Annotated in this window: 18 protein-coding genes and 1 pseudogene; 4 read left to right on the top strand and 15 right to left on the bottom strand. The window is 50.6% G+C overall.

Annotated elements, in window-relative coordinates; all coding sequences use genetic code 11:
• Positions 1-14: 14 nt before the first annotated feature.
• Complete coding sequence (gene dinF, locus C2M35_RS12520; protein WP_105265498.1) at positions 15-1349, bottom strand: MATE family efflux transporter DinF; 1335 nt, start codon at positions 1347-1349, stop codon at positions 15-17.
• Between dinF and C2M35_RS12515 the strand changes: the two genes are divergently transcribed.
• Complete coding sequence (locus C2M35_RS12515; protein ID WP_199774426.1) at positions 1329-2369, top strand: polysaccharide deacetylase family protein; 1041 nt, start codon at positions 1329-1331, stop codon at positions 2367-2369. The two genes, dinF and C2M35_RS12515, sit on opposite strands and share 21 nt — an antisense overlap.
• Here C2M35_RS12515 and C2M35_RS12510 read toward each other — a convergent pair.
• The 5 genes from C2M35_RS12510 to C2M35_RS12490 are packed head-to-tail and all read right to left on the bottom strand — an operon-like array spanning position 2347 to position 6090.
• Positions 2347-2952, bottom strand: coding sequence for an SCO family protein (locus C2M35_RS12510; protein ID WP_105265497.1), 606 nt, complete (start codon positions 2950-2952; stop codon positions 2347-2349). The two genes, C2M35_RS12515 and C2M35_RS12510, sit on opposite strands and share 23 nt — an antisense overlap.
• Complete coding sequence (gene cyoE, locus C2M35_RS12505) at positions 2942-3850, bottom strand: heme o synthase (RefSeq protein ID WP_105265496.1); 909 nt, start codon at positions 3848-3850, stop codon at positions 2942-2944. Before cyoE ends, C2M35_RS12510 begins: the two co-directional genes overlap by 11 nt.
• A gap of 18 nt (positions 3851-3868) precedes the next feature.
• Entirely contained in the window at positions 3869-4858 is a 990-nt protein-coding gene (locus C2M35_RS12500; RefSeq protein ID WP_105265531.1) for a COX15/CtaA family protein, read from the bottom strand.
• A gap of 10 nt (positions 4859-4868) precedes the next feature.
• Positions 4869-5372: a transmembrane cytochrome oxidase associated protein gene (locus C2M35_RS12495; RefSeq protein ID WP_105199985.1), complete on the bottom strand. Its 504-nt coding sequence runs from the start codon at positions 5370-5372 to the stop codon at positions 4869-4871.
• Positions 5359-6090, bottom strand: coding sequence for an SURF1 family protein (locus tag C2M35_RS12490; protein WP_105214979.1), 732 nt, complete (start codon positions 6088-6090; stop codon positions 5359-5361). The genes C2M35_RS12495 and C2M35_RS12490 overlap by 14 nt, the downstream gene beginning before the upstream one ends.
• Positions 6091-6119: 29 nt before the next feature.
• On the opposite strand from C2M35_RS12490, the gene C2M35_RS12485 reads away from it, so the two are divergent.
• Positions 6120-6422, top strand: coding sequence for a DUF2909 family protein (locus tag C2M35_RS12485; RefSeq protein ID WP_267894377.1), 303 nt, complete (start codon positions 6120-6122; stop codon positions 6420-6422).
• Here C2M35_RS12485 and C2M35_RS12480 read toward each other — a convergent pair.
• The 5 genes from C2M35_RS12480 to lexA form a co-directional block, all read right to left on the bottom strand.
• Positions 6322-7197, bottom strand: a complete 876-nt coding sequence (locus C2M35_RS12480; RefSeq protein ID WP_105199982.1) for a cytochrome c oxidase subunit 3 — start codon at positions 7195-7197, stop codon at positions 6322-6324. The genes C2M35_RS12485 and C2M35_RS12480 overlap by 101 nt on opposite strands.
• Positions 7198-7215: 18 nt before the next feature.
• Positions 7216-7758 carry a cytochrome c oxidase assembly protein gene (locus tag C2M35_RS12475; RefSeq protein WP_105265495.1) on the bottom strand — a complete coding sequence of 181 codons (543 nt, stop codon included), beginning with the start codon at positions 7756-7758 and terminating at the stop codon, positions 7216-7218.
• Positions 7759-9333 carry a cytochrome c oxidase subunit I gene (gene ctaD, locus C2M35_RS12470; protein ID WP_105265494.1) on the bottom strand — a complete coding sequence of 525 codons (1575 nt, stop codon included), beginning with the start codon at positions 9331-9333 and terminating at the stop codon, positions 7759-7761. It abuts the gene before it with no gap.
• Entirely contained in the window at positions 9330-10463 is a 1134-nt protein-coding gene (gene coxB, locus C2M35_RS12465; RefSeq protein WP_105257899.1) for a cytochrome c oxidase subunit II, read from the bottom strand. The genes ctaD and coxB overlap by 4 nt, the downstream gene beginning before the upstream one ends.
• A gap of 317 nt (positions 10464-10780) precedes the next feature.
• Positions 10781-11398 carry a transcriptional repressor LexA gene (gene lexA / locus C2M35_RS12460; protein ID WP_105199978.1) on the bottom strand — a complete coding sequence of 206 codons (618 nt, stop codon included), beginning with the start codon at positions 11396-11398 and terminating at the stop codon, positions 10781-10783.
• Positions 11399-11604: 206 nt separating this feature from the next.
• Between lexA and C2M35_RS12455 the strand changes: the two genes are divergently transcribed.
• Entirely contained in the window at positions 11605-11973 is a 369-nt protein-coding gene (locus C2M35_RS12455) for an STAS/SEC14 domain-containing protein (protein WP_105199977.1), read from the top strand.
• Here the strand turns inward: C2M35_RS12455 and C2M35_RS12450 are convergent.
• Positions 11970-12500, bottom strand: a complete 531-nt coding sequence (locus C2M35_RS12450; RefSeq protein WP_105265493.1) for a DUF924 family protein — start codon at positions 12498-12500, stop codon at positions 11970-11972. The two genes, C2M35_RS12455 and C2M35_RS12450, sit on opposite strands and share 4 nt — an antisense overlap.
• 229 nt (positions 12501-12729) lie before the next feature.
• On the opposite strand from C2M35_RS12450, the gene C2M35_RS12440 reads away from it, so the two are divergent.
• Positions 12730-13260, top strand: coding sequence for a PaaI family thioesterase (locus C2M35_RS12440; RefSeq protein WP_105265491.1), 531 nt, complete (start codon positions 12730-12732; stop codon positions 13258-13260).
• Positions 13261-13565: 305 nt separating this feature from the next.
• Here C2M35_RS12440 and C2M35_RS12435 read toward each other — a convergent pair whose 3' ends face one another.
• The 3 genes and pseudogenes from C2M35_RS12435 to tuf form a co-directional block, all read right to left on the bottom strand.
• Complete coding sequence (locus C2M35_RS12435; protein ID WP_105265490.1) at positions 13566-14456, bottom strand: Abi family protein; 891 nt, start codon at positions 14454-14456, stop codon at positions 13566-13568.
• A 577-nt stretch (positions 14457-15033) separates the two neighbouring features.
• On the bottom strand, positions 15034-16584 hold the full coding sequence (locus C2M35_RS12430; protein ID WP_105265489.1) for a TPR end-of-group domain-containing protein: 1551 nt from the start codon (positions 16582-16584) through the stop codon (positions 15034-15036).
• A gap of 672 nt (positions 16585-17256) precedes the next feature.
• Positions 17257-17401: pseudogene (gene tuf, locus C2M35_RS12425) on the bottom strand (elongation factor Tu); the annotation flags it as partial.

The following is a 17401-nucleotide window of genomic DNA, read 5'->3' as shown; positions in this document are numbered from 1 at the left end:
ATCATTTCGTCTTGTTATTGCAGTAAAGCATCCGCCTTTAGCAATTGACGATAACGCACCGCCAGACTAATGCCACGCAGCGCCATAAAGGCGGTCATGGCTGCCCACAGGGCATGATTTCCCCAGCCTTGGGTTAACACAAAGACCCCGAAAAAGCCCACTAAGGCAGATAGCATCATGGTGTTGCGCATATCCTTGGCACGCATAAGACCGACAAAAATACCGTCGAATAAAAAACAACTCATGGCAATAAGCGGCATCAGCACCAGCCAGGGCAAATAGGCGATAGCCAGGCTGTTAACCTCGGGCACATCGGTGAGCAAGCGGATCACCTGCTCCCCAAAAACATAAAAGCCCACAGCATAAAGCACCGCAAATACAGCACCCCACTGTAAGCTAATACTTACCCACATTCTAATACCATGCACGGATTGCGCCCCACGCGCCTGCCCCACCTTGGCCTCGGCGGCATAGGCAATGCCATCCATGGCAAAGCTGATCAAGAGCAGGAAGTTCAGTAGTACCGCATTGGCGGCCAGCACCACATCCCCTAAGCGGGCACCGTAAAAGGTCATAAAGCTAAAGCACAGCTGCAGCATTAAGGAGCGCAGGAAAATATCGCCATTGAGGCGCAGCAGGGCACCCAGTTGCAGCAATCGGGCGCCGAAGGACCAACACCAGTGCAACTGCAGCTTGGCAAACAATCGCGATACCAACCACAGGGCAAAGGCCAAAGCGCAATAATCGGCGATCACCGAGGCCAGGGCCGCGCCCTTAACGCCCCAGCCAAAGCCGACTACAAAGAGAATATCCAAAGCGATATTGATGATATTGGTGAGCAGCACCAGTAAAAATGGACCACGCCCGTATTGCACGCCGAGCATCCAGCCCAGCAGCACCAGGTTCACCAAGGCCGCCGGGGCACTATAAATACGAATATAAAAATAATTAAAGGCCTGCTCCATGGTTGGCTGCGAAGCATCGGCAAGCAGCGCCATCAGCGACCCCAAAGGTTTTTGTAACAGCAACAAGAGCAGCGCCACCGCCAGCGCCAGCATTAAGCTTTTTTGCAGCGCCTGCACCAGCTCTTGCTTGTCTTCGGCGCCAAAGGCGGCGGCGATAAGCCCGGTAGTGCTCATACGTAGAAAGCCGGCGAGCCAAAACAAGATGGAAATAACCGTTGCACCCAGGGCAATACCTGCTAAATAATGGGCGCTGCCGAGGTGGCCGATAACCGCGGTATCAACCAGGCCTAGCAAAGGCACCGTGATATTAGATAGAATCATGGGCCCGGCAAGCAGCAATAAGCTTTTATGGTGAGTGTTGTTATGTATAGAAAATTGTCCCATTTATTCTTCTCTTTATGCGCCCTGTTTGGCGCCTCTGCCCAGGCAGCGGTTATTTTACAGTATCATCACGTCAGTAAAACCCTGCCCAAGGTAACCAGTGTCGAAGCCGATACCTTTCGCGCCCATTTACAGTATTTGCAGCAGCATGAATTTAAGGTAGTTGCCCTGGATACCCTGCTAAGCAGTCTGCAACAAGGGCAAACCTTTGACGATAAAACAGTGGCTATCACCTTTGATGACGGCTATGACAATAATATCGAGCAGGCCGCCCCTATACTGGCGGAATTTGGCTACCCCTACACCATCTTTGTTAATCCGGCTTTGATCGACGAACAAAAAGGCTATGTGATGACCTGGGCACAACTCAAGGAGCTCAGCAAACAGGGCGCCCTGATTGCCAACCACAGCAGCCGTCATGATTATCTCCATCATCGCCTTGAAGGAGAAAGCGAAGAGCAATGGCGCAGCCGCATTAAAGCCGACCTCACCAGTGCCGAAAAACGTATCGAAGAGGAAATTGGCTACAGCCTGAAATACCTGGCCTACCCTTATGGCGAGTTCAATAAGGCACTGCAGCAGGTGGTGAAAGAGTTAGGTTATATAGGCATAGGTCAGCACTCGGGTGCCCTGGGCCCAGGCAATGATTTTACCCGCCTGCCGCGCTTCCCTGCTTCTGGTTTTTATGCCGACCTGGAAACCCTGGCGACCAAGCTGGAGTCCTTGCCCTTTGCCCTGGCCAAGCTCGACTATAGCGACACTGTAACCGCCGAACCGCGTCCCAAGGTCACCCTGGAATTTGCCGAAAAGGGCTTTCATAACAATCAGTTTGCTTGCTATGTCTCCGGCCAGGGTCAAGCAGAGATCAAGTGGCTCGACGGCAATCACGTGACCGTGCAGGCCAAACAGGATTTAAAACCCGGCCGCGCCCGCTATAACTGCACCGCCCCGTCGCTGCACAAATCGGGGCGTTATTTGTGGTTCTCCCAACCCTGGGTGATCACCCAGGGTAATAGTCAATAATCGCCTTTAGCTCGCGTACCATGACCTCGGTATTGATGGTCGGTACCGAGCCGGCAACAAATTCTGGCTTAAAGATGGCGCGGATCTTCCCATCCGGGTCCACCAGCACCACGGAAGCACTGTGATCCACCAGGTAGTCGCCTTCCTGCTGCTCGCTAATGGCGTACATCAGCCCGAGGTTTTGTACAAAGGGATAGAGGTCCTGATGCGGGGCCGAAACCGCCTTGTACTGAGGATTAAAGTAGGTGATATATTGGCGACGTTTCGCCGCCGTATCCCGCTGAGGGTCCACAGATACAAACCACACATTCAGGTTATGATCTTTTACTTGCGTCTCGACCTGGCGCAATTTCGCCAGCGTCATGGGGCACACATCCGGGCAGCTGGTATAGCCTAAAAACAGCAGATCCCACTGCCCTTGTAAATCGGCCACACCAACTCGCTCGCCATGCTGATCTTCCAGACTAAAGGCATTTATCACCCGTGGCTGCTCATACACCAAGGCCTCCACATGCAATTCCGGCTTGCTACAACCCAGAGTCAAGGTTGTAAGCGCCCCAATCAGCCACCACTTAAGCGACATAAAATACCCACTTATCAATAAATAATGCGACAAAGAGTAACATTAAATGCAGGATAGAGAACTTAAAAACACGCATTGCCGATTGATGCTGAGGCTCGCGCTTTAAGCGCCAGGCATAGGCGATAAACATCAGGTTAAGCGCCGATGCCGCCAGCAGATAGAAGAGCCCGGACATGCCGATCAGATAGGGCAACACACAGACCAGAGCCAAGAGCACGGTATAACCGAGCACACAGGTTTTACAAAAATCGATACCATGGGTGACCGGCAGCATGGGAATATTGGCGCGGCGGTAATCCGCTTCACGGGCAATGGCCAGAGCCCAAAAGTGCGGCGGCGTCCAGGCAAAAATAATCATCACCAAAAGCCAAGGCGCGGCGGCCAGCTGCCCGGTTTCACTCACCCAGCCCAATAACGGCGGCATGGCACCGGCCAAACCACCAATGACGATATTTTGCGGCGTTGCCCGCTTAAGAAACAGGGTATAAACCACCGCATAGCCCACCAGCGCCAGCAGGGTTAACAAGGCGGTCAGCCAGTTGGCAGCGCCGACTAGGGCAACAAAGCCAATGCCACCGAGCAGCGCGGCAAAGGCAAAGCCCCGTCCCTCACTGACCTTCCCCTGGGCCACCGGGCGATGGCGGGTGCGCGCCATCTTCGAGTCTATTTCACGGTCGACAATATGGTTGATCACCGCCGCCGCCGCCGATAGTAAACCAATGCCGAGCAGGCTGATCAGCTGCAGCACCCAGGAGCGCCCCATATCCGGCGCCAGGGCCAGGCCAACCCAGGCGGTCAGTACCAGCATCAGTACCACCTTGCCCTTGCACATGGCCAGGTAGTCGCGCCAGCTTGCACAGTGCGACAGAGAGCTCGTTAAGGTTATTGCTTTACTCATAATTCTTCTCCTTCGCGCCTAACATTTTCGTTTTTGTAAATAGCACAACCGCACCAGGGTCAGCAGCAACAGCAGGGCCATCAGGTTATGCGCCAGCGCCATCAACAAGGGGATCTGCAAATAGATCAGGGCAACTCCCAGGGTGAGTTGGGCCGCCAGGGCGGCACCGACCGCTAAGGCCGCATTTTTAATGGTGCGCGAATAGGCAGCTTTATATACCCGCCACATGGCCGCACCGACAATCAAGAGTGTCATCAGAGCGCCAAAGCGGTGCAGCAGGTGAATAGACATGCGCGACTCGTAGGAGAGCACCCCATACTCGTAATTGGCATGCTCCATAGGCAAATGGAACACCTCGGCCAGGGAAAACGCCTCACTGCCTTCACACAGGGGAAAACCAACACAATGGGCGGCGGCATAATTGGCCGCCAGCCAGCCCCCTAAGGCAATCTGCACTACTACCATACTCAAGGCTGCCATGCTCCAACCCTGCAAGCTCTTGGCACCTGGGTCGCCACCGGGCACGGGGCGACTGTGGTTGCGCAAATACAAGAGCCATAACAGGCTGGCAATGGAGAAACCACCGAGCAGGTGGCCCATCACCACCAGAGGCTGAAGGTTCATGGTCACGGTCCACATACCCAACATGGCCTGGAAGATCACCAAGAGCACAAGCACCGTGGGCAAACGCACCGGCATACGGACCTGCTTGCCATAACGCCACGCATACAGGGCAATGGCGAGGATCAACAGCCCCAGGGTGCCGGCAAAGTAACGATGCACCATTTCCTTCAATGCCTTACCCTGATCCACCTCCATACCGGGAAAGTTTTCCTCCACCGCGGCGATTTCATGGGCCTTATCGGGCACGGTTAAAAAGCCATAACAGCCGGGCCAGTCGGGGCAACCCAGACCGGCATCGCTCAATCGCGTATAGGCCCCCAGGCCCACCACCAACACGGCCAATAAAGCCGTAGTTAACACCAGAAATTTATAGTTTTTTGTCATACTGGCCTCTTTAACTGCTACGCGCATAATTAAGTAGTTTTTTTAGGTCCTTCAACAATCCCTTGTGTACCAAGCGATTGGCGTCGGCTTGTGGAGCAAAGTCATACTCCAGCACCACCAAACCATGGTGGTCGATTAAATACAGGCTGCCGGCATTCAGCTGCGCCGGAGCCCTGTTAATATGAATACTGGGCATGTCTTGCGCCTTGGGTGCTGCTTCGCCCAAGACGGCAATGCGCACCTTGTCTTTATTTTTACCCAGAGCCACATAGAGCGACTGCAGGTCCTGCCATTGCTGCGCACAGCCCTGACAGGGCTCGGTATTAACCAGGGCTATGGTCCAGGGCGATGGCGGGTATTGCTGCCAGTCGCTCAGTTCTACCTGCTCGCTCATCAGCCGCCCTTGATTACTCTTATGGCCGGGCAGCCAGCCGGAATACAAAACCGCCACAGCGGCAACAATGGGCAGCAAAAAGCAGCCGATAAATAACATAAGGGGTTTAGGTAGCTGCATGCGTTCTCCTTGCTCGCCAATAGGCACTTAAAGCAATCACCAAGGCCGCCAGGGCAATTAAAAACCACTGCCAGGCGTAGGCCTTGTGCTTGTCTGCGGACATGGTGACCGGCTGGTAATGGGGGATGGCGCCTATGCCATCAATGGCATCTTGGGCATAGACCATAAAGGGATATATGGGTTTGCGGGTTTGCTCGCTCATCTGGGTGATGGCGATCTCTTGAATACGTTTGGGCCAGCCTTGCGGGGCCTGAGTTTCGCTCAGGGTAAACTGCGCCAGTGGGCCTTCTTTGACCAATGCCTGAGTCAGGGTGATCCCTGATGGCAAGGTGATAGTGGGCAGTTCATTGCGCTTGCTGGGTGCCGGCACAAAGCCGAGATTGACCAACAGCCAGTGACTGGCGCCAGGCGCCAAGGCCAGCACCAGCAAATCATAGCCGACTCGGCCCTGATACACCTGATTGTCCAGCAGCCAGTATTCGCTCTGCAACTGAGCATCAAAGCGCACCTGCAAACCGGTGGCATCTTCGCTTTCGATATAGCGCAGCGCCTTGGTCAAAGGCATGACCCCCTGAGCCGACCAGGAATCCAGCAGCTGTTGTCTTTGCTGTTTTTGTTCTGCCCGTTCAAGTTGCCAAAAACCCAAGCGAGTACAAACAGTTACCGCGAGGATAACCAGCCCTATCCATAAAATTGCGCTAAGCTTAGCTGTAAACACTCAACCACCAACCTCGGAGTATCCGTATCTTGCTTATTAAAATTATAATTATTGCGCTCTTGCTGACCGTCATTTACACCCTTTTCCGCGCCTTACTGGCGATGATAAAAGCCGATAACAAGGTGCCTATGTCGCGCTATTTGGGCAAACGCGTTGCCCTGTGCATCTTGGTACTTATTATTATTTTGCTGGCGCAGCAGTTTGGTCTGCTGCGCTTTAATCAATCACCGATCACAACACATACACAAATACAAACAGGCACAGCCACACCACATCTACAAAGTGCCAGTACCAGGCCGCCGCTTGAAAGGCGAAATGCTTTTCGCTGCTAAAGTGGCCCTTTAACACCCGGATCCAGACCACAATAAGCATTATGGTGCCCAGGGTTACGTGCAGGCCGTGAAAGCCGGTAAGCAAGAAGAAGGTATTGCCGTAAATGCCGGAATCCAGCTTCAGTCCTAAATCCTGATAGGCATGCACATATTCATAGGCTTGCAGGCCCAAGAAACAGATACCAAGAACTATGGTCAACAGCAGGAACAAGGTCAGTGGCGTGCGCTTATCTTTTTCTATGGCGGTGTGAGCAAACTGCAAGGTTACCGACGACACCAAGAGGATAATAGTGTTGATAAGCGGCAGCCCCTGCCAGCCCATGGCCTGGGTGCTGGTGCCATCCGGAGTGCTTTCCAGCGGCCATGCAGATGTGAATTCCGGCCATAACACTTCGCCCGTCATCACATTATTGCCATCGCCACCGAGCCAGGGCACCGCCAGCATACGGGCGTAGAACAAGGCGCCGAAGAAGGCGGCAAAGAACATCACCTCGGAGAAAATAAACCAGCTCATGCCCTGTCTGAAGGAGCGATCCATCTGCATCGAGTAGAGACCGCCATGGGACTCGCTGATGACATTACGAAACCAGCCCACCAGCATGTACAGCAACACGGCAATACCGGCAAACAACAGGTAATGGCCATGGCTACTTTCCTGCTCCATTTGCATCACGGTTAGACCCGCACCGGCGGCGATAAAGAACAGCGCCACCGCGCCGACTATCGGCCAGGGACTTTGCGCCGGCACATAGTACTTTTGATACTCTTCACTCATATTCATGCCTCATTTGGGTTATCGCGCCGCCGCCACTAACGACTCGCTATGCTTGGCGCTGATATCAAAAAGCGTATATGACAGCGTTAGCTCCTCGTATTCGGGGGGCAACGCCGGATCGACATAAAATCTTAATTGATATTCTTGTTGTTCGTTGGCCTGCAAGGTTTGCTGGTCAAAGCAAAAGCACGCCAGTTTATGTAGGTATTTTGCCGCTAACCCAGGAGAGACAGACGGAATGGCTTGCATCACCCGGGCCTGATCGCTGGTATTGGCCGCCGCAAAGGTCACTAGGCTCATCTCGCCGGGCTTAACCACCACAGACTGCTGCTTAGCGCTGACCTTAAAGGGCGCACCGCTTTGGGCATGGGTGGTAAAGCTCACGGTAACCTCACGGCTGTTATCCACCCGCTCGCTTTGCTGCGCCTGCTCCATGGAGGGTTTGCCGTTAAGGCCGGTGACATCGCAGAACACGTCGTACAAGGGCACCAGCGCAAAGGCAAAGGCGAACATCGCCAGGGTGCCTAATAAGAGCTTTCTTAACAGCGGCATATGGTTCATTTATTTCACCTCGGGCGGCGTTTCAAAGGTGTGATACGGCGCCGGTGAAGCCACCTGCCACTCTAAGCCCTCGGCTCCGTCCCACACCTTGGCCGGGGCCTTTTCGCCAGCCTTGATGCATTTAAACACCACGGCCACAAACAGCAGTTGCGATAGACCAAAGGCAAAGCCGCCGATACTGATGATGGCGTTAAAGTCGGCAAACTGCAGCGCATAGTCGGGGATACGACGCGGCATGCCCGCCAAGCCAACAAAGTGCATGGGAAAGAAGAGCACGTTGACGCTTATCAGCGACATCCAGAAGTGCCACTTCGCCAGGGTGGTGTTGTACATATGCCCGGTCCATTTCGGCAGCCAGTAATAGGCCGCGGCCATAATGGAGAACACCGCCCCGGTAACCAGCACATAGTGGAAATGCGCCACCACGAAGTAGGTATCATGGTATTGGAAATCCACCGGTGTAATCGCCAGCATCAGGCCGGAGAAGCCACCCAGGGTAAAGAGCACGATAAAGGCGATGGCAAACATCATCGGCGCTTCAAAACTGATGGAGCCGCGCCACATGGTGGCCACCCAGTTGAACACCTTGACCCCGGTGGGCACGGATATCAGCATGGTGGAGTACATAAAGAAGAGCTCGCCGGCCAGCGGCATGCCGGTGGTAAACATATGGTGCGCCCAGACCACGAAGGACAACAAGGCAATGGACGCGGTGGCATACACCATGGAGGAGTAGCCAAAGAGTTTTTTACGCGAAAAGGTGGGCACTATGGTGGAGATAATACCAAACGCCGGCAAGATCATGATGTACACCTCGGGGTGACCGAAGAACCAGAAAATATGCTGGAACATCACGGGATCGCCACCACCGGCGGCATTAAAGAAGTCGGTGCCGAAGTATTTATCCGTCAGTACCATGGTCACCGCCCCGGCCAGAACCGGCATTACCGCAATCAGCAGGAAGGCGGTGATCAGCCAGGTCCATACGAACAGCGGCAGCTTCATCCACTTCATGCCCGGCGCTCTCAGGTTGACGATAGTCACTATGACGTTAATGGCACCCATAATGGAGCTGATACCCATAATATGGATGGCAAACACAAACAGCGCGGTATTGTCGTTGCTGTAGGTGGTCGACAGCGGCGCGTAGAAGGTCCAACCAAACGCCGGGCCGCCCCCATCCATAAACAGCGACATCAGCAAGATCGCAAAGGCGAAGGGCAGGATCCAGAAGCTCCAGTTGTTCATGCGCGGCAAGGCCATATCCGGCGCCCCGATCATCATGGGGATCATCCAGTTGGCCAGGCCGGTAAAGGCCGGCATCACCGCACCGAAGACCATGATCAAGCCATGCACCGTGGTCATCTGGTTAAAAAAGTGCGGGTCGACTAATTGTAATCCCGGCTGAAACAGCTCGGCGCGGATCACCATGGCCATGGCGCCGCCGGTTAAAAACATCAGCAGCGAAAACAGCAGGTATAGCGTGCCTATGTCTTTATGGTTAGTGGTAAAGAGCCAGCGTTTAATGCCAGTCGCAGGCCCGTGATGTTCGTGTGTTGCAGCTGCTGTACTCATTGTTCTTCCCCATCAATAAAGGCCTGGATCGCACTTGGTTGCACCGTATCGCCGGTGTCATTACCAAAGGCATTACGCTGGTAAGTAACAACGGACGCGAGCTCTTTAATAGTGAGCTGGCTAACAAACGCCTGCATGGCGGTGCCAGGTTTACCGTGTACCACGATATCGATGTGGTCTTTGATTTCGCCGGTCGCGATTGGGCTGCCCTTGATTGCCGGGAATACTCCGGGAACGCCGAGACCAGTCGGTTGGTGACAGGCTACGCAGCGGGTCATATAGATCTTCTCACCAGTGCTCATGAGCTCGTCATGAGACAAGGTTTGGTCGAGTAAGGCAGCATCGGCATCGGCCTGGTCTAACATCGCTTGTTTTTGCGCCGCCAGCCAGATATCAAACTCCTCAGGGGATTTCGCTTCAACCACCACGGGCATAAAGCCGTGGTCCTGACCACACAGCTCGGCACATTGACCGCGATAGATACCCTCTTCGTTAACCTTGGTCCAGGCCTCGTTGATAAAGCCTGGGTTGGCGTCTTTTTTCACCGCAAAGTCCGGCACCCACCAGGAGTGAATAACATCGTCCGAGGTCATCAGAAAACGCACTTTTTTACCGGTTGGGATCACCAGCGGCTTATCCACTTCCAGCAGGTAGTTTTCGCCTTTATTCTCGGCATTTTGAATTTGCTCCTGAGGGGTGGCCAGCAGCGAATAAAAGCCCAGATCATGGCCCATGTATTCGTAATGCCACTTCCACTGCGAGCCGGTCACCTTAATGGTGATGTCCGCCTTGCTGGTGTCTTCCATGGCGATCAAGGTCTTGGTCGCCGGCACCGCCATGCCGATAAGGATAAGAAAGGGAATAGCGGTCCAAAGAATTTCGACCTTAGTGCTTTCATGGAAGGTGGCGGCGGTAACGCCCTTGGATTTACGGTGCCTGAGCAAGGCCCAAAACATGACCGAGAATACGATCACCCCAATCACACAGCAGATGATAAATATCGTCATATGCAATTGGTAAACATTCTCGCTGATATCCGTCACCCCGGGGCGCAAGTTGTACTTGCTGTTGGCCAAGGCCAGATGGGGAGCAAACAAACACAGCAACATGAGGGAGCAAAGCTGCTTCATGTACCATCTCCTTAACTACGCGCAACGCAAAAAGGGAAGAGGCAATTACTGCTAGCCAATCTTCGTTATTATTATGCTTGGACTGGCCGATTCAATTTTCTGCAAACAAAGTGCGCAAAAAGCAACCAGCAAAGCCTGTAATATAACCAATTAGTCAAGAATTGAGCGAATAGCAAGAAATGAAGCGTTTTTGTTTTTCTTTTTTAAATAAATATTTGGGGGATATTCAAACTGTTAGCGCGTAAGGAAAGAAAGGAGAAAAGCGCCGTAAAACCCCCAATAAACGGCGTATCGGGGGCAAAAATACCGAATAAAACCTACATCCAGTCGGCGTTTCGAATTACACCAACGGCTAAGCCCTCAATATCAAAGGATTCATGTTCTAAATCGACTTCGATGGGAGCAAATTCTTCGTTTTCCGCATGCAGGAAAACCTTGCGGCCCGCCTTTTCCAGGCGCTTCACGGTTACGTCGTCACCCACTCGGGCTACCACCACCTGACCGTTTTCGGCCACTTGCGCACGGTGTACCGCCAGCAGATCGCCATCAAGAATACCGATATCCTTCATACTCATGCCGTTAACCCGTAGCAGATAATCCGCCGCCGGTTTAAACAACATGGGGTCGATTTGGCAATGGCTCTCGATATGCTCCTGCGCCAAAATGGGCTCACCGGCGGCAACCCGACCGATTAACGGCAGGCCTAATTGCTCCGGCTCTTCTTCCTCAACCAGCTGAATACCGCGGCTGGCACCGGGTTTCATTCTGATCACCCCTTTTTTGGCCAGCGCCTTCAGGTGCTCCTCAGCGGCATTGGCACTGCGAAAACCTAATGTTTGTGCAATTTCGGCGCGCGTCGGCGGCATGCCTGTGTCTTTAATAAAGACTTTGATCAGCTCTAAAATTTGCGATTGGCGATTAGTTAAAGGGCGCATACAACTGGTTTTCCATACAGTACATTTAACTGTGAGTATATACAGTTGTCAGAAAATCGCAAATATATTCAATGATTTTGCTGCTGCCACAGTCAGGAGTTATTTCTAAGCTGTATCAGCGACTGCGCAAATACTTGAAAAAGCGCCTACAGTTATAGGTAGCCGATTTCGCATCGAAGCATTTTAAATGAAAGAAGGAACCCAATATGCTCTGTATCAGCCTAGATAATGAACATGATATTGGCGTATTTACCCCCCATGGCGAGTTGTCTGCCGCCGACTTTATAGCCGCCGTACGTATTATAGATCCCTATATAGAGCGTCATGGTGGACTCAAGGGGCTGATGATAGCCACCCGTCACTTTCCCGGCTGGGATTCGTTTGCGGCCTTGTCGGCGCACCTGCGCTTTGCCCGCGACCACCATAAGAGAATCAGCAGGATAGCCGTAGTTACCGACTCTCCCCTGGCCATGCTCGGCGAGCATTTAACGGCGCATTTTATCAGTGCCGAAATCAGAGCCTTTCAATATGACCAGATGGAGCAAGCACGTAACTGGGTGAGTGAGGCCGATTAAAAACTGCTGTTGGGCGTTTCTAAAAATGCTGTTTCCTCTGGTGTCGACCGACGCCCGAGTATAGCGTTGCGATGCGGGTAGCGACCAAAGCGGTCGATAATCGCCTTATGGGCCAGCTCATAGGAATAACTCTCCAAAGGCCGAAACAGGTGCTCGGCAAGCATATGAATGACGGCACTTTCGCTGTGCATATAAGGCATGTATAAAAAGCCACGCTCCTGCTCATTGAGCAGCAGGTCGTAGCCCTTTTCTAACGCATGCTGAGCCAGGCATAAGGCCTGAGCATCCTGGGCAAAGGCACTGGCGGTATCGCGATAGATATTACGGGAGAATTGATCGAGCACGATAATTTCACTCAGGGCACCGTGGGCACTGCTACGCCAATGATAGAGCTCTCCCCGACTGGCGGCGCGGTGAGTCTTGGCAAACAGCTCGGTAACCCTAGCATCGAAGGTCGCACTCTTTTTAAACCAGTCCTCGCTGTTGCACTGGTTAAACCAAAAATCATACACGGATTGAAAGTCCATAGACCCTCCTTCAACATTTACACCCAGGTCGTTACTGACAGTCTAGTCAAATCCGGCCCTCAGGTGATAGCAAGGCCGCCGAAGATATCGCCGCCCTGTTCCTCTTTTTGCGCTCGCTAACCGTCGTAAAAGGCTTGCAGAAGCCCAGGCGAGTGCAGCACTATGTGGAACACAGTGCCAATGAGTGCAAATAACCCCCTTTAACCATGCCGCCGTATAAGGAATCTGTATGAGTATTCAGAATCATGAAAACGATCTACCGGTCACAGAGCAGCCAGACTCGAGTGTAAGCGAAAACACCCCAAGTATTTGGGCCCAGGAAATCGATTTTGATCTTTGTCGGGAACTCGACCTCGGCGTTGGCGCCAAGGGCACGCTTATGACCAAACTCGGCATTGAAATCAGCGAAATCGGCCCGGATTACCTGGTGGCCACCATGCCAATCGACAACGAGCTCTACAACCCCATCGGCATAGTCCACGGCGGCGCCTACGTGGTACTGGCCGAAACCGTCGCCAGCTACGCCGCCAACTTCGCCGTCGACATCAATAAATATTACTGCGTCGGCCAGGAGATCAACGCCAACCACCTCAAAGCCTCACGCACCGGCACGCTCAAAGCCGTAACCAAACCCGTGCACCTGGGCGGCCGCTCATCGGTGTGGGAGATTAAGATCTACAACAGCGCTGGCGATTTGTGTTGTATTTCAAGGATGACCGCGGCGGTGGTTGAGAAAAGGAGTAAAAGCGCAGGGCTTTAATGGGGGATTGTTCTAGCGAGTTTGGTGTTCGCTCTTTAGAACGATTTGCAATTTGAGATCTTGTCGGGTCGCCGACTACGACTTAGAGGAAATGCTTGTCCATTTCCTCTAAGAACTCCTAGGACACCCCAACATTTGCTTGATGCTTCCGCATACTGTGGCGGCCAACGCACACAGCGAAACTCGACATCGTGTCTCGATTCGCTTAACTCGGCGTCCTGCCTCGTTGTGCTACCCGCCCCACCATGCTCAGCGCAAATGTAAGGGGGCTCAGCATGGCGGTGAGATTTGCGTAAATTATTTAACTATTGCCACATTGGCAGTTGTTGCCAATGTTCTGGAAAACCCATAGGGGCTGTGTCAATATCATGATTATCTATCAACGCTTTTAACCTGCTCTTCCAACTATGTTCAGGGCTAATTTTATCCAACAAAAAGGCTAGCATTACCAGTGTGTTGTATAACTCGCGGGGACTATGAGCGTTGAGGCTCTGTATTAGGTAATCAGGGCCATTATGTGGCAATTTCATGCGAAAGGTGAAATCTCGGTTCCATAGCCGAGCATGATGGGCACAGATATTTCTCGCAGTGGTTAGATGGTGAAGGAACGAAGCAAGCACAGCTTCATTAAGATCATAAACCTGCGCAATGTCCATACGTATACGGCGGCGCTTAAGATTGCCGTAACAACGCGATAACCACCCAAAGCTCATAACTTCACTGATAATCCAGATAGCAGGTGTGGCTTCTTGGTATTTTTGGGCCTGCTTCTTAATATTCCTGTCGGAAGTTCGATTTACTTCACTGAGCAAGTTATCCAAGAAGGAGTCATGAGCGAAATCCTTCGCATTAAACAGTTCCTTGTTTAGATGCGCGTGTGACCCACCCTCTTTGGCCACGTGATAGGCCCACTGAGTACGTAGCGATACTTCAACCCTTTCTATTGCATCAAGCAAAAGCAGCCTTAATTCCCGATCAAATACATACAGATTCAGAACGCTTTCAAAGCTGGTATCGGGTTTAAATTGGTGAGTGTTGTGGTCACCAATAAAAGACCACCAATAAGTACCTAAACGGTAGTAATTAATATGGCGAAGGTAGGCAAGTGCCCGAGGGCGATCGGTAACACGCATACCCCGCTCTATAAGACGGTCTAGTTGCTGCTCGAAAGATAAAGGTGGCTTATCAAATTCCATTTGCGTCACACCAAAAAATTAACCCCTCACAGGGCGCTGTTCTTATGGGTAGCGGGAGGGGTGTTGTTACCGATAATTATACAGTGTGTATCGCCTTTTGCAATTTGAGTTGAGTGCATCGCGTATCAGCACGCTCAAAGCCGTGACCTAACTCGCACACCTAGGCAAGCGCTCATCAGTGTGGGAGATAAAAATTTATGACAGCGCAGGGGACTTGTGTTGTATTTCAAGGATGACCGCGGCGGTGGTGGAGAAGACCAAGGGTCGCGGGCTTTAAGAGGGTTTCTGATTTTCAAGTGCGGTGCTAAAAAACAGGGGCGATGAGATGTTTTTTAGAATCATGCCATAGCTTCACACCCACATAAAAATGGCCGCTTGTCGCGGCCTTTTTAGTCAATAATAGGAGGGGTTAGATCCTGAGGTGTAAAATTACCAATAAAGTATTTCATAGCAGTAACCTCTAAATAAGACTTTGAACTATCATTGAACTGACAAAAAAGACACTTACAAGGAAGCGTCTCTACTTGTGATGATAGTACACTAAACTAGAGCATTGCAACATCAAAATAATTAGGCTTTAAACAATTTCGAACTCTTTTAGTAATTCTATAAATTGAACATTATGCTTAATCCCTTCAAAGTCTGACTCTTTTGGAATCTGGTTTCTAACGCTTTCGTCCTTGTCTTTGGTTAGGGCTTTGCGCAATTGCTCAATTATGAGGTCTAGTTCTCTGCCATTTAATGCTAAATAGCATGCATAGTTATAGTGCATTAGATATGTCACCTCTTCTGAAAATTTGATAGCGGATTCAATGGAAGTCAGTGCAGCTCCTAATTCACCCATTCGCTTCTGACAACACGCTAACTTCCACAACACACTTGGATCTTGAGGGAAACTATTCAAATATTCATTAAAGTAATCGATACCTTTTTGATAGTTACCTTCATTAAGAGCAACAGCACCCTGTAGTTTCAGCTGTTCGAATTTCAAATTATTCATGTCTTCAGATACATTGGAAACTCGTTCATCAACCACTTTTATGTCTGCACTAGCACCTGACGATAAGTTAACTTTTTTACTAAACTCTTCGTGCCTATTAAGAAACTCCACAAACTCTTTGAAAACTTCTATTCTGGATGGACAAACTCTATAGCCTTCTCCGTCATTCGGAATAACGATTTCCTCTCTTAGAAGCACATCTGTTGTTACATTTAGCTCTGTACTATCGACAGAAAGGATTTCAGAGGTCATGAGCAATTTGCTATCCGATATTGCTCTCTCTAGAAAAGTTAACAAGTGCTTAGTCTTTATTGATTGGTTCGACACAAAATAGTTGAAGAAAAAAGTATCTTTTGTCGCCAGTTTATTGCAGTTATAGCTCTTGAATAATTTCACCAATTCGCGCTTCTCTTTTTTCTCTTTCCAAGCATCGTATCCTGCTAAAAAGGCTCCAAGCACGACGAGTACACATATAAAAAGTATGCCGTAAATTACAACCCTTGTTATCTGAATTCCTATAGAAGCTACGAAAGTCGCATCAAGAAAAGATCTACTCTCAACAGTATTTGTATCATATACAACATCAATTCTGTCAAGCGAAGCAATTTTTCCGAAGGACTCTATTTTAGGCTCATCACCATTTCCATACATTATGAGTAGTTTTATATCGAAATAGTTTCCAGCATCAATAATTACCTCTGAAAATGTAACCTTAGTATCACTTTCGACTATTAAAGCTGCTTTATTCTTCAAATATTGCTGGCTTGCATTCACTATTTTAGGGGGTTCTGCCAACTTACCTTCCAGCACCTCAAAACCAACAGGTGCGGTCAAGTCATACGACTGTTTTGATATAGCCATATTGCCTTGGTTAACAACTCTTAGAGTTATTAACTGAAGATCTTGCTTAGACTTACTCAGGCTTTCGCCATCATAAAGTATGTCTAACTTCCCAACCTCTTCTTTTATATCAAGAACAGCAGAGCTAGAAGAGATTATAAAATTTAGATCAGCTTTACTTTCATTGAAAAAGCCTAAGTATATAGATAAGCCACCAAAGAAAATTGCCAGAATAAAGCCTGAGAAAGACCAAGGAAATTTACTTTCTATCCCTTTAAAGTAAGACATCAGAAAATTAAACCTATTTACTACCCACCATAAGGAAAAATTATATTTTATATTATGCGTAAAAAATAGATGAAGATCACATCAAGGTAAAACGAGGATTAATTTTCATCACTAACCTAAAACCTACGATGCGCTAATCAACACCCCGTTTAAATTCGCGCTGGAGAAATCGGCTTTTGCTGCGGCGCGTGGCTAAGACAGCGAGGCACGATGCCGAGCTAGATTTATCGGCACAGGGAAGTGCCGTTAAATCGTGTCGCAGCCTAAGCGGAGCGTTTAGCAAAAACCTGAGTTCGGAAGCATTGGCGAATTATGGGCGCCTTGGTTGCCGTCGCCAACGCGACAAGAACTCACTGTGCAAAGCTGTGGGGAGTTTTAACGGAAGAAGTGAGTAGAGAGACAGATACTAAAAGAAGAGTGTTTAAAAGGCCGCATAGCGGCCTTTGGTGTTTATGGTGAGTTGGGTGCATGCAATCTAAGTTACCTACATCACTACCCTGCAAGGAATTCATCCCTGAAGCTGGGTTCCTGTCGGCATCCCTGCCTCCACCTCCGAGCGCTGCGAAGCTGTGCTTCGGTCGCTCGTCGCCCCTCACGCCGTGAAGGTGGTCTATAAGGTTTTTACGCATAAAAAAAGGCGCCCTAAGGCGCCTTTTTATTAAGCGTAAAAGCTTATTCTACGATAGTTGCTACAACACCAGCACCTACTGTACGACCACCTTCACGAATCGCGAAACGTAGACCTTCGTCCATCGCGATTGGGCAGATTAGTTCAACAGTCATCTTGATGTTGTCGCCAGGCATTACCATTTCTACG

It is taken from the genome of Pseudoalteromonas sp. T1lg76 (genome assembly GCF_002964725.1).
Taxonomy (GTDB): Bacteria; Pseudomonadota; Gammaproteobacteria; order Enterobacterales; family Alteromonadaceae; genus Pseudoalteromonas.
The sequence above is the reverse complement of the archived record's forward strand: the minus strand, read 5'-3'. Positions and strand labels throughout refer to the sequence as shown.

Excerpts from the sequence above, each read along its gene's own strand:
- dinF (WP_105265498.1), bottom strand. The coding sequence starts at position 1,349 with ATGGGACAATTTTCTATACATAACAACACTCACCATAAAAGCTTATTG.
- coxB (WP_105257899.1), bottom strand. The coding sequence starts at position 10,463 with ATGAAGCAGCTTTGCTCCCTCATGTTGCTGTGTTTGTTTGCTCCCCAT.
- cyoE (WP_105265496.1), bottom strand. The coding sequence starts at position 3,850 with ATGAGTAAAGCAATAACCTTAACGAGCTCTCTGTCGCACTGTGCAAGC.
- C2M35_RS12440 (WP_105265491.1), top strand. The coding sequence starts at position 12,730 with ATGAGTATTCAGAATCATGAAAACGATCTACCGGTCACAGAGCAGCCA.
- C2M35_RS12515 (WP_199774426.1), top strand. The coding sequence starts at position 1,329 with ATGTATAGAAAATTGTCCCATTTATTCTTCTCTTTATGCGCCCTGTTT.
- C2M35_RS12430 (WP_105265489.1), bottom strand. The coding sequence starts at position 16,584 with ATGTCTTACTTTAAAGGGATAGAAAGTAAATTTCCTTGGTCTTTCTCA.
- C2M35_RS12510 (WP_105265497.1), bottom strand. The coding sequence starts at position 2,952 with ATGTCGCTTAAGTGGTGGCTGATTGGGGCGCTTACAACCTTGACTCTG.
- lexA (WP_105199978.1), bottom strand. The coding sequence starts at position 11,398 with ATGCGCCCTTTAACTAATCGCCAATCGCAAATTTTAGAGCTGATCAAA.
- ctaD (WP_105265494.1), bottom strand. The coding sequence starts at position 9,333 with ATGAGTACAGCAGCTGCAACACACGAACATCACGGGCCTGCGACTGGC.
- C2M35_RS12480 (WP_105199982.1), bottom strand. The coding sequence starts at position 7,197 with ATGAGTGAAGAGTATCAAAAGTACTATGTGCCGGCGCAAAGTCCCTGG.
- C2M35_RS12475 (WP_105265495.1), bottom strand. The coding sequence starts at position 7,758 with ATGAACCATATGCCGCTGTTAAGAAAGCTCTTATTAGGCACCCTGGCG.
- C2M35_RS12500 (WP_105265531.1), bottom strand. The coding sequence starts at position 4,858 with ATGACAAAAAACTATAAATTTCTGGTGTTAACTACGGCTTTATTGGCC.
- C2M35_RS12435 (WP_105265490.1), bottom strand. The coding sequence starts at position 14,456 with ATGGAATTTGATAAGCCACCTTTATCTTTCGAGCAGCAACTAGACCGT.
- C2M35_RS12455 (WP_105199977.1), top strand. The coding sequence starts at position 11,605 with ATGCTCTGTATCAGCCTAGATAATGAACATGATATTGGCGTATTTACC.
- C2M35_RS12450 (WP_105265493.1), bottom strand. The coding sequence starts at position 12,500 with ATGGACTTTCAATCCGTGTATGATTTTTGGTTTAACCAGTGCAACAGC.
- C2M35_RS12495 (WP_105199985.1), bottom strand. The coding sequence starts at position 5,372 with ATGCAGCTACCTAAACCCCTTATGTTATTTATCGGCTGCTTTTTGCTG.